Below are 21,473 nucleotides of genomic sequence, written 5' to 3'. Positions count from 1 at the left end.
GCGCGCGGTTTACGGCTCGAACTTGTAGCCGAGGCCGCGCACCGTCACCAGGTAGCGCGGGGCCCCCGGGTCCGGCTCGATCTTGGCGCGCAGCCGCTTGACGTGGACGTCCAGCGTCTTGGTGTCGCCGACGTAGTCCGCGCCCCAGACGCGGTCGATGAGCTGCATGCGGGTCAGCACGCGGCCCGCGTTGCGCAGGAGCATCTCCAGGAGGTCGAACTCCTTCAGCGGCAGGTCGATCTTGGAGCCGGAGACGGTGACGACGTGGCGGTCCACGTCCATGCGGACGGGGCCCGCCTCCAGGGCCTGCGGGGCGACCTCCTCCGGCTCGCCCCTGCGGCGCAGGACCGCGCGGATGCGGGCGACCAGTTCTCGCGAGGAGAAGGGCTTGGTGACGTAGTCGTCGGCCCCTATCTCCAGGCCGACCACCTTGTCGATCTCGCTGTCCTTGGCGGTGACCATGATCACCGGGACATTGGAGCGGCTGCGCAGCTGGCGGCAGACCTCGGTGCCGGGCAGGCCGGGCAACATCAGGTCGAGCAGGACGAGGTCGGCGCCGTTGCGCTCGAATTCGTCGAGTCCGTCCGGGCCGGTGGCCGCGATGGCGACCTCGAAGCCCTCTTTGCGGAGCATGTAGGACAGGGCGTCGCTGAAGGATTCCTCGTCCTCGACGACGAGCACTCGGGTCACGGAAGGACCTCCGGGGCAGGGATGGTTTCGTACGTGGTGGTCGCGGCGTTCTCGTCGGATACGGCGTGCCCGCTCTCGGGCCCGCCGCCGTGACCCGGTCCGCGGTCACGCTGGGCGGCCGCCTCCGGCAGCCGCAGGGTGAAGGTGGAGCCCTGGCCCTCCGAGCTCCACACGGTGACCTCCCCGCCGTGCGAGGCGGCCACGTGCTTGACGATGGCGAGGCCGAGGCCGGTGCCGCCGGTGGCCCGGGAGCGGGCCGGGTCGACGCGGTAGAAGCGCTCGAAGATGCGCTCCTTGTCCTTGTCGGAGATGCCGATCCCCTGGTCGGTGACCGCCACCTCGATGTGGTCGCCGCCCGGCGCGGTGACCCGCCGGGCGGCTATTCCGACGCGGGTGCGGGCGGGGCTGTAGTTCACGGCGTTCTCCACGAGATTGCCGAGCGCCGCGGCCAGCTGGCCGCGGTTGCCCCAGATCTGCAGGTCGGCGGTCCCCCCGGCGGCCAGGGTGATCTGCTTGTGGGAGGCCTGGTGCCGGCTGCGGTCGATGGCCTCCGCGACCAGTTCGTCCACCCGCACCGGCTCGGCGTCCTCCAGCGGGTCGTCGTTCTGGACCCGGGAGAGGTCGATCAGCTCCTGCACGAGGTTGGTGAGCCGGGTCGCCTCGATCTGCATGCGCCCCGCGAAGCGCTCCACCGCCTCGGGGTCCTCGGAGGCGTCCATGACGGCCTCGGAGAGCAGACTGAGGGCGCCCACGGGGGTCTTCAGCTCATGGCTCACGTTCGCCACGAAGTCGCGGCGCACCGCCTCGATGCGGCGCGCCTCCGTGAGGTCCTCGACGAGCAGCAGCACGAGCCGGGAGCCGAGCGGCGCCACGCGGGCGGAGACCGCGAGGGCCTCGCCGCGGCCGGTGCCGCGCCGGGGCAGGTCCAGTTCGACCTGGCGTATCTCGCCGTCGCGGCGGGTGTCGCGGGCCATCTGGAGCATCGGCTCGACGGCGAGCTTGCCGCCGCGCACGAGCCCGAGGGCGTACGCCGCCGAGCTGGCCTTGACCACGCTGTCGGCCTCGTCGAGGACGACAGCGCTGGAGCGCAGCACGGACAGGACCGTGTCCACGCCGGGCGGCAGTACGGGGTCGGTGTGCAGGGAGGTCCGGGTGGGGCGTTTCTGGTCGCGCTCGCTCCAGCGGAACGCCAGCATGGCGATGACGCCGGTGCACACCCCGGCGATCGCTGCAGCTGCGGCGACCGCCGCGTTCACGTCCATGTCCCCAGGTTATGCGCCGGATGAGTGTCGGCCACAGCCATTCGGGTGCGGCCTCGAACACTCGTCGCCCAGAGTTCACCGAGGAGACGGCGCCGGTTCATTTCTGCCGAAGGGTCCGGTGTGCGGCCGAGCACGGGCGGGGCCTCGTGTCGCCCACAGTTCACCTTGATGACGGGGGCGGTTCACGCGAGGTGCCGGAAACGGACGCGTCGGGGCCGCACCGTGGGAGCGTAGGGGCCAGCCCCCTGGGACGTACGAGAGAGGGACAGCCACATGCGCGACGCGTACCACGAGGAACTTGACTCGATCGGCGAGAGCCTGGTCGAGATGGCCCGGCTGGTCGGGTCCGCGATCGGGCGTGCCACGACGGCCATGCTCGACGCCGATCTGAAGCTGGCCGAGAGTGTGATCGCCGCCGACCAGAAGGTCGACGACCTCCAGCACGAGCTGGAGGCGCGCGCGATAGCCCTGCTCGCGCGCCAGCAGCCGGTCGCCACCGACCTGCGCATCGTGGTGACGTCGCTGCGGATGAGCGCCGACCTGGAGCGTTCGGGCGACCTCGCCCAGCACGTCGCGAAGCTGGCCAGGCTGCGCTTCCCCGACTCGGCGGTGCCGCACGACCTGCACGCCACGATCCTGGAGATGGGCCAGCTCGCGCAGCGCCTGATGGCGAAGGCGGCGGAGGTCATCATCACCAAGGACGTCGATCTCGCGCTCCAGCTGGAGCAGGACGACGACGAGATGGACCAGCTGCACCGCACGCTCTTCCAGCACCTGATGGACGACCGCTGGAAGCACGGCATCGAGACGGCCGTCGACGTGACGCTGCTCGGCCGCTACTACGAGCGCTTCGCGGACCACGCGGTGTCGGTCGCGAAGCGGGTCGTCTACCTGGTCACGGGCGAGCACGCGGACGAGATCCAGGCGACGGGCCCGGCGGCGGTGGAGGGGGCCTGAGGCCCGCTCGGGCGCCGCGCGTGCACGTGCCCCGCACGAGACAGGTCGTCGTGCGGGGCACGTGTGATCTTGCGGCGGGACGGGTGGTCCCGCCGGGGGGTCAGCCGCAGCCGCCGCCGCACTGGCATGAGCCGCCGGACTGGCAGCCGCACGAGCAGCCGGAGCCGCAGCTGCAGTTCATCTCGATGACCACGGGCTTGGGGGACTCGGCCATGGGTCTCCTCCTCGAAGGCGTACGGGGCGTGTCGCCTCGCCTGCTGCCATTGCACTGCCATTCCACCCCCGCCGGGCAGGGCGCATCAACGGCGCACGCGCGCGTACGTCCTTTCCGGCCGCCGGGGAGGGCCACCTCCCGAAACTCCCTCCCCACCTGTCACAGACATGTCATAGCCTGCGCGGTGGACGGGGGTTCCGGCCCAGGGCGGACGGCTCGGGCCATTCATGTGGGGGGTCACATCACCGTGCGTACGCGCACCCTCTCGACCGCGACGGCGCTCGCGGTCCTCTTCAGCTCCGCGGCGCTGGTCGCCGCGACCACCGGCCCGGCGGCGGCGGACTCCGCCGAGCTCCTCGCCGTGCGCTCGGTCGGCGACGTCCTCGTCGACGCCGCGCACCAGCGCGTCTACGTGTCCGACCCCAAGGGCGGCAAGCTCGTCGTCACCGACTACGCGGGCACCGTCAAGGCGACTCTGGACGGGCTGCCGGACGTCGACGGCCTCGCCCTCTCGCCCGACTCCCGGCAGGTCCTCGCGGCCGTCGCGGGCCTGAACCGGATCGTCTCCGTGGAGACGACCTCGTACACGCAGAGCGCGAGCTACACCCTCGACGGCGCCGAGAAGCCGCGCACGCTGGCGCGGGCCGGCGGCAAGCTGTGGTTCGGCTACGGGCCTTCGGGCGCGGGCGGGATCGGCTCGCTCGACCTCTCCGGGGACGAGCCGGTCGTCGCCCTCCGCCAGGACGGGGAGGCCAGCTTCTACGCCGCCCCCGAGCTGGGCTCCGACCCCGACTCGGGGCTGCTCGTCGCGGGCGAGAAGGAGACGAGCGCGGACGCCCTCACGGTGTACGACGTCTCGGGTCCCGAGCCGGAGCTGCGGGTCACCAAGTCGGTGGAGGGCGGCTTCTTCGACGACATCGCGGTCTCGCCCGACGGCACGCAGGTCGTCACGGCGAGCGGCTCCCCGTACTACCACCCGGTGTACTCCACCAAGGACCTGTCCCCGCTGGGCCGTTACGACTCCGGGGACTACGGCGCGGCCGTCGACATCGCCCCCGACGGCACCGTGGCGGCGGGCACCTCCTCCTGGTACGGGCCCGACGTGCACGTCTACCGGCAGGGCAAGTGGTCCAAGGTGCGGGAGTACGAGTTCCCGAACACCGGCCAGAGCAGCGGCGGCGACACGCTCGCCGAGGGCGGCCTGGCCTGGGCGCCGGACGGCAGCAGGCTCTTCGCGGTCACCTCCAACAGCGAGGGCGTCTTCTCGCTGCGGGTCCTCACCGACCCCGCCAAGTCCCGGCCCACGCTCGAGGTCGAGGCGCCGCGGAAGGCGCCGCGGGCCGAGCGGCTCACCGTCAAGGGCACGCTCACCGGGGCGGACCTGCCCGCCGGCATCCCCCTCGCCGTCACCCGCGAGGACCTGGAGTCCCCCGACGGCAAGGCGCTCGCCGAGGTCAGGACCAAGGCGGACGGCTCCTTCTCCTTCACCGACACCCCGCCGGCCGGCGGCAAGGTGACGTACCGGGTCGCGTACGCGGGCGACGCCACGCACGCGGCGGTCACCGCGTCGGACTCCGTGGAGGTCTCGCGCTCCAGGACGGCCCTCACGCTCGACAAGAACGGCAAGGTGTACGGCTACGGAGCGGACGTGTCCTTCACGGCGCACCTCGGCCCGACGTACAAGAACCGCACCGTCGAGATCTGGGCCGACCCCTACGGCGCCGACAAGCCGAACAAGCTGGTGAAGAGGGGCGCCGTGAACTCCCACGGCGACCTGAGGGCCACGGTCGACATGAAGCGCGACACGAAGGTGACGGCCGTCTTCGCCGGGGACTCCCGCTCGGCCGCCGCGAAGGGCACGTCGACGGCGTACGCCCGGGTGAAGGTGTCCACCGCCGTCTCCGGGCACTACAAGACGGGCGAGATCGGCTCCACGAAGTACCACTACTTCCACAAGGACACCGACCCGGTGCTCGCCACCACGATGACGTACTACAAGGGCCGCAAGCAGCGCTTCGAGGTCCAGGTGTACGGCTCGGACCGCAAGTGGCACGCCACGGGCTCGGAGTACTTCGCGCTCGGCCCCGACGGCAGGTCCACGGTCCGCCTGGAGGCCCCGGGCCGCTCCGGCATCCGGGCGCGGATCCGGTCGGCGTACGTGAACGGTTCCTCGGGGGACGACGTCAACTCGACGACGTACGGGGCGTGGAGGTACCTGAACTTCACGCGCTGACGACGCCCCGGCCCCGCGCCGGCACTCCTGGCCGCCCCCGTCCGCAGGGGCGGGGGCGGCCAGGAGAGGCATCAGTGGAGGCAGAGGCAGAAGGGGTGGCCGGCCGGGTCGGCGTAGACGCGCCAGTTGGTGCCCGGGTGGAGCTGGTCCGTGCGCTCCAGCACGGTCGCGCCGAGGGCGAGCGCCCGCCTCTCCTCACCTTCGAGGTCGTCCACGTCGAAGTCCAGGTGGAGCTGTTGGGGGCGGTCCTGGCCCGGCCATTCGGGCGGCCGGTAGCCGTCCACCCGCTGGCAGGCCAGCGGAATGCCCTCGAACCCCCGCACCTCGACCCAGTCGGGGTCGTCGGAGTCCATGACCACCCGGCCGCCGAGCAACTCCGCGTAGAACGTGGCGAGCCGTACCGGATCAGCGCAGTCCAGCGCGACCGCCTGCAACTTTCGGATCACTTCTGACACCTCTCGCTCTCGGGCCGTGAAGGGTCCCCGGGGGGCCTGCGCAAAGCCCCCTGCCCGCGGACGAATCCGCAGGCAGGGGGCCACACGCGTCCGGGCCTGCCCGGCGTCGTTCGGGGTTACTTCTTCTTGCCCTGGTTCTTGACCGCCTCGATCGCCGCCTTCGCGGCCTCCGGGTCGAGGTAGGTGCCGCCCGGGTTCAGGGGCTTGAAGGCGGCGTCCAGTTCGTAGGAGAGCGGGATGCCGGTGGGGATGTTCAGGCCCGCGATGTCGGCGTCCGAGATGCCGTCCAGGTGCTTGACCAGGGCGCGCAGGCTGTTGCCGTGCGCCGCGACCAGGACCGTCCTGCCGGTCAGGAGGTCGGGGACGATGCCGTCGAACCAGTAGGGGAGCATGCGGACTACGACGTCCTTCAGGCACTCCGTCCGGGGGCGCAGCTCGGGGGGCAGCGTCGCGTAGCGCGGGTCCTCGAACTGGGAGTACTCGGCGTCGCGGGCCAGCTCCGGCGGCGGGGTGTCGTACGAGCGGCGCCACAGCATGAACTGCTCCTCGCCGAACTCGGCGAGCGTCTGGGCCTTGTCCTTGCCCTGGAGGGCGCCGTAGTGGCGCTCGTTCAGGCGCCAGCTGCGGTGGACGGGGATCCAGTGGCGGTCGGCCGCTTCGAGGGCGAGCTGCGCCGTGCGGATGGCGCGCTTCTGGAGCGACGTGTGGACCACGTCGGGCAGCAGGCCGGCGTCCTTGAGCAGCTCACCGCCGCGGACCGCCTCCTTCTCGCCCTTCTCGTTGAGGTTGACGTCCACCCAGCCGGTGAACAGGTTCTTCGCGTTCCATTCGCTCTCGCCGTGGCGGAGGAGGATCAGCTTGTACGGTGCGTCGGCCATGCCTCTGAGCGTAATCGAACCCCGGCGGGCCTCGCGCGCGCGGGCGCGGGGGTGACGGTGGGCCGGCGGCGAGGTGGCCGCGGAGGTGACGATTGACGGTTCATGTCAATTGAGTGGCGGGGCGGGGCGGCGGGCTCGTAACGTGTGCTGGCCGCTTGAGACGCTTACACCACGGGGGACCGCATGACGCCGGCGACGACCTTCACCGCCATGAGACGCGCCGTCACCGAGAGCGTGTCGGGGCTCCCGGGCGCCTTCTGGTGGCTGTGGACCAGCACGCTGATCAACCGGCTCGGCGCCTTCGTCGCGACGTTCATGGCGCTGTACCTGACCTTGGACCGGGGCTACTCCGCCTCGTACGCCGGTCTCGTCGCCGCGCTGCACGGGCTCGGCGGTGTCGTGTCCTCGCTGGGCGCGGGGGTGATGACCGACCGGCTCGGGCGGCGGCCCACGCTGCTGATCGCACAGGCCTCGACGGCGCTGTCCGTGGCGGTGCTCGGTTTCATGGAGCACCCGGTGGCCATCGCGGGCGTCGCCTTCCTCGTGGGCATGGCGTCGAACGCGTCCCGGCCCGCCGTGCAGGCGATGATGGCGGACATCGTGCGCCCCGAGGACCGCGTGCGGGCCTTCTCCCTGAACTACTGGGCCATCAATCTCGGCTTCGCGGTCTCCTCCGCCGGGGCCGGGTTCATCGCCTCGTACAGCTACCGCGCCGGCTTCCTGATCGAGGCGGCGATGACGATGGTCTGCGCGGTCGTCGTCTTCCTGAAGCTGCCGGAGTCGCGGCCCGTGCGCACGGCCCTGGAGAAGGCGGCCGAGCCGGTGGTCGGGCTCGGGACCGTGCTGCGGGACGGGCGGTTCATGGGCGTGGTCGGCCTCTCGTTCCTCGTCGCGCTGGTCTTCCAGCAGGGCTCCGTGGGGCTGCCGGTCGCGATGGGCGCGGCCGGGTTCACGCCCGCCGACTACGGGCTCGCCATCGCCGTGAACGGCGTGCTGATCGTCGCCCTGCAGATCCCCGTCACCCGTTTCATCGAGCACCGCGACCCGCGGCGGCTGTTGGTGATCTCCTCCGTCGTCGCCGGATACGGCTTCGGGCTCACTGCCTTCGCCGGGTCCGTCGGGGTCTTCGCGCTGACGGTGTGCGTGTGGACGCTCGCCGAGATCGTCAACGCGCCGACGCAGACGGGCCTCGTCGTCGCGCTCTCCCCCACCCATGGTCGGGGCCGCTACCAGGGCATGTACACGATGTCGTGGGCGGTGGCCGGGCTCGTCGCCCCGCTGATGTCCGGCTTCATGATCGACCGGTTCGGCGCGCAGTGGCTCTGGGCGGCGTGCGCGGTGCTGGGGACGGGGGCGGCGGTCGGGTACTGGGCGCTGATGCGGGGGCTTTCCGGGGCGGACGCGGGCTTTGGGGCGGCGGACGCGGTGGTGGCCGAGCCTGCGGTCGCCGGGGCGGGGGGCGCCGAGGGGCCGGTTCCGGGGGCCGTGGCCCCAGGGGTCGCCGTTTCGGAGACCGTGGCTCCGGGGGGAGCCGGCGTCAGCCCTTCGGCCGGGTCAGGTGGCTGAACGCCTCGAGGTTCCGCGTGGACTCGCCCCGCGAGACGCGCCACTCGTACTCCTTGCGGATCGCCGAGGCGAACCCCAGCTCCAGCAGCGTGTTGAAGGAGTCGTCCGAGGCCGAGAGGACCGCCCCGAGCAGGCGGTCCAGCTCGGCGGGCGTGACCGCGGCGAGCGGGAGCTTGCCGGCGAGGTAGATGTCGCCGAGGGAGTCGATCGCGTAACTCACGCCGTAGAGGCGGAGGTTGCGCTCCAGCAGCCAGCGGTGCACGGCCTCGTGGTTCTCGTCGGGGTGCCGGATCACGAAGGCGTTCAGGGAGAGGGAGTGGTTGCCCACGATCATCGACAGGGTCGTGGAGAGTTTGCGGGTGCCGGGGAGCTTCACCACGTAGGAGCCCGGCTCGGGGCTCTCCCACTCCAGTTCGGCGTCGTCCAGTGTCCGCTCGATGATCGTCGCGGTGGTCGCGGTGGTCGCAGTGGTCGCGTCAGTCGCGGTGTCCGTGCTCGTCGCGGTGTCCGCCTGCTCGGGCTCAGCCATGGTGCGAGCGTACGTGACGTCGGAAGTCGTGCATGGCGGCCGTGTACACGTCCGCCGTGGCGGAGGCCGCCGTGTCCCAGCCGAAGGACTGCGCGTGCCGCGCGGCCGCCGCCCCCATCCGGTCCACCAGGTGGGGATGGTCGGCGAAATCGCGCAGCACGCGCGCGTAGTGCGCCGGTTCGTGGCCGGAGACCAGGAATCCCGTCACCTCGTCGCGTACGGCGACGGGCAGCCCGCCCACCGCCGCCGCGAGGACCGGCGTGCCCGCCGCCTGCGCCTCGATGGCGACGAGCCCGAAGGACTCGCTGTAGGAGGGCATGACGAGGACGGACGCGGCACGGAACCAGTCCGCGAGCTGGTCCTGGCCCACCGGCGGCTGGAAGCGCACCACGTCCGCGATGCCCAGCCGCGCGGCGAGCTTCTGGAGGCCCTCCGGCTTGGCGAGGCCGCTGCCGCTGGGGCCGCCGACGATGGGCACGACGATGTTCGAGCGCAGCTCGGGACGCTCGTCCAGGAGGACGGCGACGGCGCGGAGCAGCACGTCGGGGGCCTTCAGCGGCTGGATGCGGCCCGCGAAGACGGGGACGAGGGCGTCCTGCGGGAGCCCGAGCCGGTGGCGCGCCGCCGCGCGTCCGTCGGCGGGACGGAAGCGGTCGAGGTTGACGCCGGGGTGGACGACGGCGACCTTGCCGGCGTCGGCTTCGTAGTGGCGTACGAGTTCGTCGGCCTCTTCGGAGGTGTTGGCGATGAGGCGGTCGGCGGCGCGGACTATCTGCGTCTCGCCGATGACGCGGGCGGCCGGCTCCGGGGTGTCGCCCTCGGCGAGCGCGGCGTTCTTGACCTTGGCCATGGTGTGCATGGCGTGGACGAGGGGCACGCCCCAGCGTTCGGCGGCGAGCCAGCCGACGTGCCCGGAGAGCCAGTAGTGGGAGTGGACCAGGTCGTAGTAGCCGGGGCGGTGGCCCGCCCAGGCCTGCATCACGCCGTGGGTGAAGGCGCAGAGCTGGGCCGGCAGCTCTTCCTTGGCGAGGCCTTCGTAGGGGCCCGCGTCGACGTGGCGCACGAGGACGCCGGGAGCCAGTTGCACGGCGGGGGGAAGGGCGCCGGTGGTGGCGCGGGTGAAGATCTCGACCTCGATGTTGATCGCGGCGAGGCGCTTGGCCAGCTCGACGATGTAGACGTTCATGCCGCCCGCGTCGCCCGTGCCGGGCTGGTGCAGCGGCGAGGTGTGCACGCTCAGCATGGCCACGCGACGCGGCCGCCGCGGGGCGCCGGGCATGCGCAGCCGTGAGGGGGCCGCCGGGGAGCGACGCCCGAGCCTGGACACGTAGTGGCTCACGTGGCGGTCCTCCTTGCGTACGGGCATGACGACGCGGAGGGCGTACGAACCTCCGGAGGGTGAACACCGGAGGCCGCTGCTCCATTTCCGCTGCGTCGGCCCTTGGCCCGTTTTTGCCAAAGTGTTACCCGGGTTCTGTTCCCGGGGGGCTTCTGTTCCCAGGGGGGGCTGGGGGGCGGGGTCCGGGGTCGGCGGGCGCGAGGGTGGCAGGGGCGGCGTGCGCGGGCACGGCGGGCGGGGGGCGGCAGTGGGCGCGGGGGCGGTGCTCGGCGGGGCGGCGGTCAAGGGTCGACGGGGTGCGGCCACGGCGGGCGCGGGGTCGGCAGGGGCGGCGGGCGCGGGGTTGGGGATCGGCGGCGGGCGCGCGCGGGTAGCGGCGAGTGCGCGGGCGGGCAGCGGCAGGTGCGCGGGCGGGCAGCGCGCGGTCGGCGGGCGCGGGGTCGGCAGCGGCGGAGGGCGCGGGGTCCGGGGTCCGGGGTCGGCGGGCGCGGGGGCGGTGTGGTCGTGCCGTCGTCGTCCCCGCATACCCTTTGCCCATGGCCCCACGCACCCCTTCCCGCCCCGTGGGAACGGTGACGCGCGGGACCACGAATCCGAACCGGCTGCGCCGCATGGACCGCTGGATCGCCGCCACCCACGGCGCCGCCCTGCGCCGCTCCCCCGACCCCGTGGCCGTGGACCTCGGCTACGGGGCCGCCCCCTGGACCGCCGTCGAACTGCTGCTCCGGCTGCGTACCGTCGCCCCCCGCACGCGCGTGGTCGGCGTCGAGATCGACCCCGCGCGGGTCGCCGCGGCCAAGCCGTACGAACGCGCGGGGCTGACCTTCCGGCACGGCGGCTTCGAGGTGCCGCTGGCGGGCTCGGGCGGCCCCACGCTGATCCGTGCCGCGAACGTCCTGCGGCAGTACGACGAGGAGCAGGTCGCCGCCGTCTGGGAGCGGCTCCGCGCCCGGCTCTCCCCCGGCGGGCTGCTCGTCGAGGGCACCTGTGACGAGATCGGCCGGCGGCACGTGTGGGTCGCGCTCGGCCCGGAGGGACCCCGCACGGTGACCTTCGCGGCGCGCCTCGCCTCCCTGGAGCGCCCCTCCGACCTCGCCGAACGGCTGCCGAAGGCGCTGATCCACCGGAATGTGCCGGGCGAGCCGGTGCACGCGTTCCTGCGGGACTTCGACCGGGCCTGGGCGGCCGCGGCGCCGTACGCCTCCTACGGGGCGCGGCAGCGGTGGATCAGGGCGGTGCGCGAGCTGGGCGCCGACTGGCCGGTCGTGGACGGCGGTGCGCGGTGGCGGCAGGGGGAAGTGACGGTGCGTTGGGAGGCGCTGGCGCCGACCGGCGGCGTCCGCTGAGGCCGGACGGGGCCCGCCGGGGCCGGATATGGGCGAGGCCCGCCAGGGTCGGATACGGGCGAGGCCGACCTGGGCGGGCCACCTGCGGCCGTCCGGGGGGACACCGGACCTGAACCCCTAGGTCACTCGGGGGCCACCCCGACGCCACCCGGAGGTCGGTCCCGGAACTGACCCTGAGGCCCTGACCTGCGGGGAACGAAGGTCACTCACGGTTCGTCACATGGGGCAGGTGGGGGAGCGGAGTTTGCTGTCGGGCTCTGTCGCATTGCGCGTCGGCATGGCACCATCCCGAGGGCGACCAGACGTTACTGACGGTAAATCAGCTATGGGGGTGGCAGGGCGTGACCGGCAGGCGATACTCGACGGCGGCGACCGTGGCGCTGATGTGCGCGGCTGTGGTGGTGACCGCACCGGGAGCGGCGTATGCCAGCCCCTCTCCCCCGTCCAGCCCCGCGAGGCCGACACCCAGATCGGACAGCGCGCTCGAACAGGTCCGCAAGGACATCGAGAAGCTCTATCACGACGCGGGCGTGGCCACGGACGCGTACAACGCGGCGGAGGAGAAGGCCGACGAGCAGTCCGAGCGCATCGTGAAGTTGGCCAAGGACATCACGGAGGGCCAGGAGAGGCTGCGGAAGCTGAAGGCCCGCGCGGGCGCCGCGGCCCGCGCGCAGTACCGCGGCGGCGGCATGCCGGGCGAGGCCCGGTTGATGCTCAGCGACGACCCGAGGCAGTTCCTGGACGGGGCCGGCCGCCTGCGCCAGGGCGAGAAGGCCACCAAGGCCATGCTCACGGAGCTGGCCAGGACCCAGGAAGACCTGCGGATCTACGCCAAGGACGCCACCGCCCGCTGGAAGAAGCTGGAAGCCAACCGCAAGGCGAAGGCCGCGTCGAAGAAGAAGATCAAGAAGAAGATCGCGGACGCCGAGAAGCTCGAGTCGAGGCTGGAGAAGAAGGAGCGGGAGCGGCTGCGGGAGCTGGAGGAGGCCGCCGCCCGCAAGAAGCAGTCGGCGTGGGTGGGTTCGGGCGCCCTGAAGGACATCAGGGGCAAGGCCACGGCGCGGGGCGCGAAGGCCGTCGAGTTCGCCACCGCGCAGATCGGCAAGCCGTACGTATGGGGCGCCGAGGGCCCTGACTCGTACGACTGCTCGGGGCTGACGTCGAAGGCTTGGGCGGCGGCCGGGCGCGGCATCCCCCGGACCTCGCAGGAGCAGTGGAAGCAGCTGCCGCACGTCGACATCAAGAACATGCGCCCCGGTGACCTGATCATCTACCACGCGGACGCGAGCCACGTCGGCATATACCTGGGCGCCGGCACCATCGTGCACGCCCCCCGCCCGGGCCGCGACGTGACCATCGCGGGCGCCGGCTCCATGCAGATCCTCGGAGTCGTCCGCCCCGAGGGGTGAGCGGGCCCCCGCTTCCCGGGCCGGGTCGGCCCGTGTGACGCACCGCACCCGGCGGCCCCCCGCCCGGCCCCGGCGGCGTGACGTTCGTCATCCCGGGGCGGACGCGCCATGCCCAATTGCGTTCCAGGATGCGGCATATGACGGTGGCTGTTCGCCGCGCGGCATTCCAATGGAGGCGCGGCTACCGCTAAGGTCCCTCGTCGGTGCCGCGTCGACCTGCGTGGCGCCATGCCCTCGGGGGGAGGGAAGGAACCAGCGATGTCCGCACCCATACCGCGGCAGAGAGCGATCCCGGCCGCGGAAGGCGGTCAGGCCCATCCGGCGCCCCCGCACGACGCGGCGACGCTCCCACGCCCCGCGCCGACGCCCGCGCAGGACGCGCCGACGCCCCCGTACGACTCGGCGGGCGCCCCGCACCGCACGGCGCCCGTCCGCAACACCTCCGCGGACGGCGGCAGCCTCAGCCTGCTCGTGATCGAGGACGACCCGGGGTCGCTCAGCGTCCCCCGGCTCCTCGACTCCGCGGGCAAGCCCATCCGCATCCGCACCGCCCGCAACCTCACCGAGGCCGAGCGGCTGCTCACCGACGACGTGCACTGCATCCTGCTGGACCTCGCCCTGACCGTCCCCGGCCCCGGCACAGGCCCCGGCACAGGCCCCGGAACCGGAACCGGCACCCCCGAGGCGGGCGAGGCGGGTGAGGACGAGCTGGCCGCCCTGAAGCACGTGCTGCGCCTCGCACCCCGCCACGCCGTCCTCGCGCTCACGGCCAACGACGACTCCGAGCTGGGCGCCGAGGCCGTACGCGTCGGCGCGCAGGACTACCTCTACCGGGACGAGCTGGACGGGCGGCTGCTGGGCCGCGCGATCCGGTACGCGGTGGAGCGCAAGCGCGCCGACGTCGCCCAGCGCCAGCTGACCGAGTCCCGGCTGCGCGCCCAGGAGAACGCCCGCCTGGAGCGCGGCCTGCTCCCGACACCGCTCCTGGACGGCTCACCGCTGCGGTTCGCCGCCCGCTACCGCCCCGGCCGCTCCCGCGCGCTGCTCGGCGGCGACTTCTACGACACCGTCCGCACCCCCGACGGCTCCGTCCACGTCATGATCGGCGACGTCTGCGGCCACGGCCCCGACGAGGCCGCGCTCGGCGTGGAGCTGCGGATCGCCTGGCGCGCGCTGACCTTCGCGGGGCTCTGCGGCGACGAGCTGCTCTCCACCCTCCAGAAGGTCCTGGAGCACGAGCGCGCCGACGACGAGATCTTCGCGACGCTCTGCACCGTCGACATCGCCCCCGACGGCCGCCGCGCCGGACTCTGCCTCGCCGGCCACCCCGCGCCGCTGATCGCCCGCGAGGGCCGCCTCGCGGAACTCCTGCCGTACGAGGACGGGGGCCCCGCCCTCGGCCTGCTGCCGCGCGCCCGTTGGCCGCGCCGACAGGTGGAACTGGGCGGGAAGTGGAGCCTGATGCTCTACACGGACGGCCTGATCGAGGGCCGGATCGGCCAGGGCAAGGAGCGCCTGGGCCAGGAGGGCATGGTGGAGATGATCCGCCGCCAGCTCGCCTCGGGCCTCCAGGGCGACGCACTGCTGGAGGCCGCTGTGAACGAGGCCCGGGACCTCAACGGCGGCGACCTGACGGACGACGTGGCGGTCCTGCTCCTCGACCGCGCCCCCAGCGGCACGCGCTAGGCCTGCGCCGGGGCGGAGGGACTACCGGCCGCCGTTGTACGGCCCGTACGGCCCGTCGCTGCTGGAGCCGCCGCGGCGGCCGCCGCCGGTGATCTGCCGGATCGCGGGACGCACGTCCACCATGTAGACGATGGTGGCGACGAGGCCGATGATCGGCAGGAACGACAGGATGTCGAAGATCAGGTTCACCGCGAAGGCGAGCCCGAGGATGATCAGCCAGAACGGCTTGGTCTTCTTGTCCGCGGCCCGATAGGCGTCCTCGCGCCGGACGGCGGCGTCGATGAGCGCGAATCCGCTGAACACGATCAGGGCCAGCGACAGCAGCCACATGAAGTTCGCGAACCCCTGCATCAGCACAACGTCCACCACCAGTCTCGGCTCATCATCACGCGGTCACCGTACCCGCTACCCCGTCAACGGGGCGGACACCCGATGAGTGCCCGCCCCGTCCGGTCCTGCTCCTCGGCCGGTACTACTGCTCGGCCGGTACTACTGCTCGGCCGGTACTACTGCTCGGCCTGCTGCTCGGCAGGGACTGACTACTTCGCGGGCGGCGTGATCTTCTTCGCCGCCGTCGTCTTGCGGGCCGGCGCCTTCTTGGCGGCGGGCTTCTTCTCCGGCACGGCGGCCACGACCGGCGCGCTCGCCGGCTCCGAGGCGCTCACCTCGGACGGCGACGCGGACGGCGCGTCGGCCGGCACCGTGACCTGGTCCGTCGCCTCCGGCTGCGCGTCCGGCTCGACCGTCTCGGCCAGGTCGAGGATCTCCTCGGCGGCCTCGCCGCGCCAGGTCCGGACGGTCTGCTCGCCGTGCTCGGCGACCTCGTCGTACTTCTCGCGGGCCTTGACCGCGAGCTCCGCGGCCACGCCGACGCCTCGCAGGGCGAGGTCCTGGGCGGTCTCGCCGAGCTTCTTCAGGTCGGTGTCCAGGGAGCCGAGCACTTCGGTGACCTTGGCCTGGAGGGTCTCCTGCGCCTCCTTGGCGCGGGCGGCGGCCTTGTCCTGCACGGCCTTGGGGTCGGTGTTGCGCACCGCCTCGAAGCGGGAGGGCGCCTCGGCGATCAGCTGCTCGACGATGCCCGGCACCTTCTTCGCCTGCTGGAAGGCGAGGTCCGCGGACCCGGCGACGAAGTATGCGGGGGTGGTGTTGGTGAGGGTCTTGCGCAGGTCATCGGTGATGGCCATGACGATGGTCCTCCCGGAATCGCGTCGGCTGGTTCAGCTCGGGGGTGTGGGCTTGGGGCCGGTATCACTGCCGTCGGCGGCGGCGTCCTCGGCGCCGGGGTCCTCATCCGCGTACGCCGCGTTCTCGAAGCCGTTCTCCTTGCGGAACGACTCATAGATCTGCAGCAGTACTTGCTTCTGGCGCTCGTTGAGGGAGGGGTCGGCGAGGATGACGGCGCGCGTCTCCAGCTCGTCCCGCTCCTTCTCGTCGAGGATCCCGGCGCGCACGTACAGCGTCTCGGCGGAGATCCGCAGGGCCTTGGCGACCTGCTGCAACACCTCGGCGCTCGGCTTGCGCAGGCCGCGCTCGATCTGGCTCAGATACGGATTGGACACCCCGGCGGCGTCGGCGAGCTGCCTGAGCGACAGCTGCGCCGTGCGGCGCTGCTCGCGCAGATACTCGCCGAGATTGCCGACGTTGAGTGATGCCATGCCTTGATGGTGCGCCACTTCCGCTAACTTTTGCAAGCACCTGCTTGCAAAAGTGCGCCACACCACTCGTCCGGGTCGGCCCGGGGGGGGCCGGTCTCTGCTGGCCGGTTCAAAGCGCCTGTGCGGGTTGGCGCTGGATCCGCTCGCTGAAGTGAGAGAGTCCCGGTCGATCTGCGCGGTGAGGCTTCCGCGGTGTCGGCCTACGGACGGCGCGCGACGAAGACGAACTCCTTGCCCGGTCTGTCGGGCGCGTCGCGTACGCCCTCCACCTCATAGCCCTGCGCGATCAGATCCGTCTCGACCTCCTCCCGCTCGCGGAAGCGCAGGGTGGAGTCCGAGGTCAGTACCTGCCCGTCGGCAGCGAACACGTAGGTCCAGCGGAACGTCACCAACGGTTCATTCACCTCGACCACCTGGACCCAGCTTTCGACGGCGCCGACATCAGGGATCTCTGTCAGGCGATACGAGGCTTCGCGATTCCACTCTTCCCAGGCGCGTCCGGCTGGCTTCCGGGTCTCGAACACCAGACGGCCGCCAGGCCGCAGTGCTTCGTATGCGCCGCGCAGGGTCTCGTGCCATGCCTGCGGATCAAGGATCTGCTGGGCGGCGTTCGCGGTCATGGTCGCCAGGTCGACGCGCAGCGGCGGGAGTGTCGACGCGTCACCACAGATCCAGCGCACTCGTTCGCCGCCGCGCTTGGCCCGGGCCACGTCGAGGGACGCCTGGGCGGGGTCGACCCCAACGACCTCGATCCCGCGTCCAGCCAGCAGCAGCGCGAACACTCCCGTCCCACAGCCGATGTCCAGCACCTGGCGTGCCCCGAACTCCTCCGTCATCCGGACGTACGCGTCGAGATCGCGGCGATCGGCGTCGAGCGGGTCGTAGATCGCGGCAAGCCGTGGATGCCCGAAACATTCGTCAGCCATGTGACACCCCGCAATCAGCTCACGACGATGCAGAAGGGGTGCCCAGCGGGGTCGGTGAGGACTCGGGCCTTGTCTCCGTGCGGCTGGTGGGGCGGCTTGGTCGCGCCCAGTCGCAGCAGGCGGGTCTCGGCGTCGTCCAGGCTCTCCGTGACCTTGAAGCAGAGGTGAAGTTGCTGCGGGACGATCTGGTCGGGCCAACTCGGAGCCCGGTAGTCCTCGACCCGCTGGAAGCCGATGAAGAGTCCGTCCTCACGGTTGAGACCGGCGAACCCGGCGTCCGACTTCGGGTGCGGCTCCCAGCCGGTGGCCTGCTGGTAGAACGCCGCCAGAGCCAGCGGGTCAGGGCAATCCAGCGTTATCGCGACCAGTTCCATCTGTGGGTTCATGAGGCCTCCGAGTCGATCAGTGGACTTCCGTGCATGCCATGGCGGCGGCCGCCGACGGGTGAGCCGTTCAGCCGTCAGCACAGCAGGTCAGGACCGCACCATGCCAACAGTTATCTGGGACAGGACACTCGCGGCGGTCCTGTGCCTGCGCCGTCCAGGCGCGTTCCGCCGGGGTCGGGGTCGCCCCGGCCTCTCTCACCCCTGAGCGCGCACCTCTCCGAGGTTTCTGCCCCTCGGAGCCGCCGGTTCGGCCTGACTGAGGGTCTTCTCGATCCACCGCCGACGGCCCCACGGTCGGCAGCCACCGGTCGGGCAGGACACTGGTTGACCTTCACCTTGGGGGAGGCCACAACATCGGTGGGGCCGGGCGACGTGCTCGGCATGAGGAGGAGAGCGGGCATGGGGCTGCTGACCATCGGGGCGTTCGCGAAGGCGTCCCGCCTGTCACCGAAGGCGCTGCGTCTCTACGACGAACTCGGTCTGCTGGTCCCCGCTCGCGTCGACCCGGTGACCGGCTACCGCCTCTACGCCCCGGAACAACTGAACCAGGCCCGGCTTGTCGCCTGGCTCCGGCGCCTGGGCATGCCCCTGGCCCGCATCCAGCACGTCTGCACGCTGGAGGCAGGCCCGGCAGCCCGGGAGGTCCGCGCGTTCTGGGTCCAGGTCGAGGCCGACACCGCCGCCCGGCGAGACCTCGCTTCCTTCCTCATCGACCATCTGTCCCGGAAGGACCCCGCCATGACTCCGACCACCGAGCCCCTTGGACTCCGCTACGCCGCTCTCTCCGACCCGGGCCTGGTCCGCGAGAACAACCAGGACACCGCCTACGCGGGATCCCGCCTGCTCGCCGTCGCCGACGGCTTCGGCAGCGGTGGAGCGCCTGCGAGCGCCGCGGCCGTCGACACGCTCAAGCGCCTCGAAGCCGACGGCATTCCAGCAGGCGATCTGCTCAACCGCCTGGAAGACGCCGTCGAACAGGCCAAGCAGGCCGTCAACGGCGTCGCCGGACACACCTCGCCGTCCGAGGACGCCGGCACCACACTCACCGCGATGCTCTGGACCGGCTCGCAGTTGGCCCTCGTCCACATCGGCGACTCCCGCGTCTACCTCCTGCGCGACGGAGAGCTGTTCCAGATCACACACGACCACACCATGGTCCAGTCGATGGTCGATGAAGGACGCCTCAGCCGGGAGGAAGCCGCCTCCCACCCCGAGCGGTCCCTGCTGATACGCGCGTTGGGTCACGGAGCCGATGGCACCCCTGACATGCGCCTGCACGACGCCCGGCAGGACGACCGCTACCTGCTCTGTTCCGACGGCCTCTCCACCGTCGCGCCGATCGAGGAGATCCGCCGAGTGCTGTGCGGGATCAGCGAGCCCGAGCAGGCGGTCCGCGAACTCATCGCCCTCGCCAACGGCTCCGGGGGCCCCGACAACGTCAGTTGCGTGGTCGCCGATGTCGTGGCACTACAGCGAGAGGAGTGCGCGGCACACACTTCGAGTGGCAGTGGACGGTGAGCGGCCCCGCCTCGTCCCATGTCCGATGGGACAGGACAGCTCGGCAGGCGGACGATGGAGTAAGCGGAGCAGTTCCGAACGCCCGAGTTCGTACGTGACGCGCGTACGCCGGAAGGAGGTGCGACGCCATGTCGCAGTTCATGGACGTCCACCACGGGATGAAGGGCATCACGGCCGACCAGCTGAAGCAGGCGCACCAGGCCGACCTCGCCATCGAGAAGGAAGAAGGCGTCCACTTCCAGAGGGCCTGGGCGGATCCGGAGACCGGCACGGTCTACTGCCTCTCCGACGCCCCCTCTGCCGAAGCGGTCCAACGCGTCCACGAACGGGCGGGCCACAAGGCCGACGAGGTCCACGCCGTCCCGCTCACGGTCTGAGCGGACCCCGGTAACGTGCCCCCCGTGACCTCCCTCCCCGATCTGGTGCGGCTGCGGCAGGCGCGGGACCGCATGGACCGTGACTACGCGCAGCCCCTCGACGTGCCGGCACTCGCGGCGCAGGCCCTCATGTCCGCGGGGCACTTCTCGCGCAGCTTCCGGGCCGCCTACGGCGAGACGCCGTACAGCTATCTCATGACCCGCCGGATCGAGCGCGCCAAGGCGCTGCTGCGGCGCGGGGACCTGTCGGTGACGGAGGTCTGCATGGCCGTCGGCTGTACGTCGCTCGGGTCGTTCAGCTCGCGGTTCACGGAGATCGTCGGGGAGAGCCCGAGCGCCTACCGCGCCCGCGACCACGGGACGGGCGCCGCCGTGCCCGCCTGCCTCGCCAAGATCTACACCCGACCGGTCAGGAACGGAGAAGCGAAAACTCCCGCCGCTCCCTAGCGTGAGGGGCATGGAAATCAACCTCGCACAGTGCTTCATCGCCGTCGACGACCACGACAAGGCGCTCGCCTTCTACCGCGACGTACTCGGCCTGGAGGTGCGCAACGACGTCGGGTTCGAGGGCATGCGCTGGGTGACCGTCGGCTCGCCCACGCAGCCCGGCGTCGAGATCGTCCTCGAACCGCCGCTCGCCGACCCGAACGCCACCGCGGCCGACCGGCAGGCCATGGCCGAGCTGATGGCGAAGGGCCATCTGCGCGGCGTCATCTTCCGCACCGACGACGTCGACGCCACCTTCGAACGCGTCCGCGCGGCGGGCGGCGACGTCCTCCAGGAGCCGATGGACCAGCCGTACGGCGTGCGCGACTGCGCCTTCCGCGACCCGGCCGGCAACATGATCCGCTTCAACCAGCCGAAGGGCGGATGACACGGCAGCGCACCGGAACCGCCCCGCGCGAGCCCGAGGAGCCGGCACCTCGGACCGCATGAGCCGCGTCGTCGCCGGCGTCATCACGGCCGCGGGGGCCGTTCCGGCCAGGTGATGCCGGACACCACTGCGCGGAACGCCGCGCGGTAGGTGGTGGGGCTCGTGCCGGTGGAGCGCTGGAAGTGGTGGCGCAGGTTGGCGGGGGTGCCGAGGCCGGTGCGGGCCGCGATGCGTTCCACCGGGTCGTCGGTGCGTTCCAGGAGCCGCTGGGCGCGCTGGATGCGCGTACGGAGCAGGTACTGGAGCGGAGTGAGCCCCGTATCGGCGCGGAAGCGGCGCGTCAGGCTGCGCACGCCGAGCCCCGCGCGTTCCGCGATCACGTCGAGGGTCAGCGGGTGGTGGAGGTTGGCCTCCATCCACCGCGTGACCGGTTCGAGACTGCTGCCCGGCGGGGTGACGGCGTTGTACGCGGCCTCGGCGGCGCCGGGGCCCGCGTCCGGACCGCCCCCGCCGGCGGCCCCCTCGGCGCCCTCCGGTTCCGCGTGCAGATGCAGGAACAGTTGCCGTTCCGTCTCGATGGCCACGGCCTGCCCGTGGTCCAGGGTGATCAGGTGCAGACAGAGGTCGACGCCTCCGAGGACCCCGGCCGCGCTGTGGAAGGGGCCGTCCGCCACGGCCGATCCCTCCGGGTCCACGTGGACCCGGGGGTACAGCCGGGCCAGCTCCCGCGTGTGCCGCCGGCTGGTGGCCGCCCGGCGGCCGTCCAGGAGACCGGTGGCCGCGAGCGTGAACGTGCCGGTGCCGACGGCGCAGACGCGGGCCCCGCGCGCCGCCGCGGCCCGCAGCGCGTCCACGACCCCGGGCGGCGGCGCGGCACGGAAGTCCTCGTGACCCGGCAGCACCACCGTGTCGGCGTCCTCGAGTCCCTCCGTGCCCCAGGGCGTGTCGAGGCCGAAGGGCGCGGGGCCACCCGTGCCCCGAAACCCCGGCGCCGCGCAGATCCGCACCTCGTACGCGACCGGGTGGTGGTGCCTGGCCGCCGTCGCGAAGGCCGTCCCGGGGGCGGTGAGCTGGTGGCCCGGGACCCCGTCGAGGGCGAGGACGGCGATCAGTGACATGTCCGGAATTTAGCCGAGGGTGACATCGCGGCCGCTGTTGGCGTGCGCCACCCGC

Annotated in this window: 22 protein-coding genes; 10 read left to right on the top strand and 12 right to left on the bottom strand. The window is 72.1% G+C overall.

Going from position 1 to position 21,473, the window contains the following annotated elements; all coding sequences use genetic code 11:
• Positions 1-9 precede the first annotated feature (9 nt).
• Both phoP and phoR read right to left on the bottom strand, forming a co-directional pair.
• On the bottom strand, positions 10-690 hold the full coding sequence (gene phoP, locus ACZ516_RS15595) for a two-component system response regulator PhoP (RefSeq protein ID WP_127911779.1): 681 nt from the start codon (positions 688-690) through the stop codon (positions 10-12).
• Positions 687-1,952, bottom strand: coding sequence for a two-component system sensor histidine kinase PhoR (gene phoR / locus ACZ516_RS15590; protein WP_361083599.1), 1,266 nt, complete (start codon positions 1,950-1,952; stop codon positions 687-689). Before phoR ends, phoP begins: the two co-directional genes overlap by 4 nt.
• 273 nt (positions 1,953-2,225) lie before the next feature.
• Here phoR and phoU point away from each other — a divergent pair, with 273 nt between their 5' ends.
• Together phoU and ACZ516_RS15580 are read left to right on the top strand one after the other, a co-directional pair.
• On the top strand, positions 2,226-2,909 hold the full coding sequence (phoU, locus tag ACZ516_RS15585; protein WP_358586195.1) for a phosphate signaling complex protein PhoU: 684 nt from the start codon (positions 2,226-2,228) through the stop codon (positions 2,907-2,909).
• A 461-nt stretch (positions 2,910-3,370) separates the two neighbouring features.
• The gene (locus ACZ516_RS15580; RefSeq protein WP_469010570.1) at positions 3,371-5,356 is read left to right on the top strand and encodes an Ig-like domain repeat protein; all 1,986 of its coding nucleotides are present in this window, start codon (positions 3,371-3,373) and stop codon (positions 5,354-5,356) included.
• 71 nt (positions 5,357-5,427) lie between these two features.
• Here the strand turns inward: ACZ516_RS15580 and ACZ516_RS15575 are convergent, their stop codons facing one another.
• Positions 5,428-5,802 carry a VOC family protein gene (locus ACZ516_RS15575; protein WP_468751356.1) on the bottom strand — a complete coding sequence of 125 codons (375 nt, stop codon included), beginning with the start codon at positions 5,800-5,802 and terminating at the stop codon, positions 5,428-5,430.
• Positions 5,803-5,927: 125 nt separating this feature from the next.
• The gene (locus ACZ516_RS15570; RefSeq protein ID WP_358586191.1) at positions 5,928-6,689 is read right to left on the bottom strand and encodes a phosphoglyceromutase; all 762 of its coding nucleotides are present in this window, start codon (positions 6,687-6,689) and stop codon (positions 5,928-5,930) included.
• Between the two features lie 210 nt (positions 6,690-6,899).
• Here ACZ516_RS15570 and ACZ516_RS15565 point away from each other — a divergent pair, with 210 nt between their 5' ends.
• Complete coding sequence (locus tag ACZ516_RS15565) at positions 6,900-8,255, top strand: MDR family MFS transporter (protein ID WP_469010567.1); 1,356 nt, start codon at positions 6,900-6,902, stop codon at positions 8,253-8,255.
• On the opposite strand, the gene ACZ516_RS15560 is transcribed toward ACZ516_RS15565, so the two are convergent.
• Together ACZ516_RS15560 and mshA are read right to left on the bottom strand one after the other, a co-directional pair.
• The gene (locus tag ACZ516_RS15560) at positions 8,227-8,784 is read right to left on the bottom strand and encodes a type III secretion system chaperone family protein (RefSeq protein ID WP_469010566.1); all 558 of its coding nucleotides are present in this window, start codon (positions 8,782-8,784) and stop codon (positions 8,227-8,229) included. The two genes, ACZ516_RS15565 and ACZ516_RS15560, sit on opposite strands and share 29 nt — an antisense overlap.
• The gene (gene mshA, locus ACZ516_RS15555) at positions 8,777-10,123 is read right to left on the bottom strand and encodes a D-inositol-3-phosphate glycosyltransferase (RefSeq protein WP_358586185.1); all 1,347 of its coding nucleotides are present in this window, start codon (positions 10,121-10,123) and stop codon (positions 8,777-8,779) included. Before mshA ends, ACZ516_RS15560 begins: the two co-directional genes overlap by 8 nt.
• A gap of 536 nt (positions 10,124-10,659) precedes the next feature.
• On the opposite strand from mshA, the gene ACZ516_RS15550 reads away from it, so the two are divergent.
• The 3 genes from ACZ516_RS15550 to ACZ516_RS15540 all read left to right on the top strand — a co-directional run bounded on the left by ACZ516_RS15550 (position 10,660) and on the right by ACZ516_RS15540 (position 14,564).
• Positions 10,660-11,469, top strand: coding sequence for a class I SAM-dependent methyltransferase (locus ACZ516_RS15550; RefSeq protein WP_469010564.1), 810 nt, complete (start codon positions 10,660-10,662; stop codon positions 11,467-11,469).
• Positions 11,470-11,852: 383 nt separating this feature from the next.
• A complete protein-coding gene (locus ACZ516_RS15545; RefSeq protein ID WP_469011018.1) occupies positions 11,853-12,878 on the top strand; it encodes a C40 family peptidase in 1,026 nt (341 codons plus the stop codon).
• A 228-nt stretch (positions 12,879-13,106) separates the two neighbouring features.
• The gene (locus ACZ516_RS15540) at positions 13,107-14,564 is read left to right on the top strand and encodes a PP2C family protein-serine/threonine phosphatase (RefSeq protein ID WP_469010563.1); all 1,458 of its coding nucleotides are present in this window, start codon (positions 13,107-13,109) and stop codon (positions 14,562-14,564) included.
• Positions 14,565-14,585: 21 nt separating this feature from the next.
• Here ACZ516_RS15540 and ACZ516_RS15535 read toward each other — a convergent pair whose 3' ends face one another.
• The 5 genes from ACZ516_RS15535 to ACZ516_RS15515 all read right to left on the bottom strand — a co-directional run bounded on the left by ACZ516_RS15535 (position 14,586) and on the right by ACZ516_RS15515 (position 17,531).
• Positions 14,586-14,915 carry a DUF2516 family protein gene (locus ACZ516_RS15535; RefSeq protein ID WP_361083578.1) on the bottom strand — a complete coding sequence of 110 codons (330 nt, stop codon included), beginning with the start codon at positions 14,913-14,915 and terminating at the stop codon, positions 14,586-14,588.
• A 188-nt stretch (positions 14,916-15,103) separates the two neighbouring features.
• The gene (locus ACZ516_RS15530; RefSeq protein ID WP_361083575.1) at positions 15,104-15,748 is read right to left on the bottom strand and encodes a hypothetical protein; all 645 of its coding nucleotides are present in this window, start codon (positions 15,746-15,748) and stop codon (positions 15,104-15,106) included.
• Between the two features lie 33 nt (positions 15,749-15,781).
• On the bottom strand, positions 15,782-16,219 hold the full coding sequence (locus ACZ516_RS15525; RefSeq protein ID WP_469010561.1) for a helix-turn-helix domain-containing protein: 438 nt from the start codon (positions 16,217-16,219) through the stop codon (positions 15,782-15,784).
• A gap of 200 nt (positions 16,220-16,419) precedes the next feature.
• Positions 16,420-17,145 carry a class I SAM-dependent methyltransferase gene (locus ACZ516_RS15520; protein WP_469010560.1) on the bottom strand — a complete coding sequence of 242 codons (726 nt, stop codon included), beginning with the start codon at positions 17,143-17,145 and terminating at the stop codon, positions 16,420-16,422.
• A gap of 14 nt (positions 17,146-17,159) precedes the next feature.
• Entirely contained in the window at positions 17,160-17,531 is a 372-nt protein-coding gene (locus ACZ516_RS15515; protein ID WP_469010559.1) for a VOC family protein, read from the bottom strand.
• A 399-nt stretch (positions 17,532-17,930) separates the two neighbouring features.
• Between ACZ516_RS15515 and ACZ516_RS15510 the strand changes: the two genes are divergently transcribed.
• The 4 genes from ACZ516_RS15510 to ACZ516_RS15495 all read left to right on the top strand — a co-directional run bounded on the left by ACZ516_RS15510 (position 17,931) and on the right by ACZ516_RS15495 (position 20,300).
• On the top strand, positions 17,931-19,049 hold the full coding sequence (locus ACZ516_RS15510; protein ID WP_469010557.1) for a MerR family transcriptional regulator: 1,119 nt from the start codon (positions 17,931-17,933) through the stop codon (positions 19,047-19,049).
• A 128-nt stretch (positions 19,050-19,177) separates the two neighbouring features.
• Positions 19,178-19,426 carry an SCO4226 family nickel-binding protein gene (locus ACZ516_RS15505; protein ID WP_469010555.1) on the top strand — a complete coding sequence of 83 codons (249 nt, stop codon included), beginning with the start codon at positions 19,178-19,180 and terminating at the stop codon, positions 19,424-19,426.
• Positions 19,427-19,450: 24 nt separating this feature from the next.
• Positions 19,451-19,873, top strand: coding sequence for a helix-turn-helix transcriptional regulator (locus ACZ516_RS15500; RefSeq protein WP_358586166.1), 423 nt, complete (start codon positions 19,451-19,453; stop codon positions 19,871-19,873).
• 10 nt (positions 19,874-19,883) lie between these two features.
• Positions 19,884-20,300, top strand: a complete 417-nt coding sequence (locus ACZ516_RS15495) for a VOC family protein (RefSeq protein WP_358586164.1) — start codon at positions 19,884-19,886, stop codon at positions 20,298-20,300.
• A gap of 83 nt (positions 20,301-20,383) precedes the next feature.
• On the opposite strand, the gene ACZ516_RS15490 is transcribed toward ACZ516_RS15495, so the two are convergent.
• On the bottom strand, positions 20,384-21,418 hold the full coding sequence (locus tag ACZ516_RS15490) for a GlxA family transcriptional regulator (protein WP_469010553.1): 1,035 nt from the start codon (positions 21,416-21,418) through the stop codon (positions 20,384-20,386).
• Positions 21,419-21,473: the final 55 nt, after the last annotated feature.

The organism is Streptomyces sp. NPDC034037 (genome assembly GCF_055575715.1).
The sequence above is the reverse complement of the archived record's forward strand: the minus strand, read 5'-3'. Positions and strand labels throughout refer to the sequence as shown.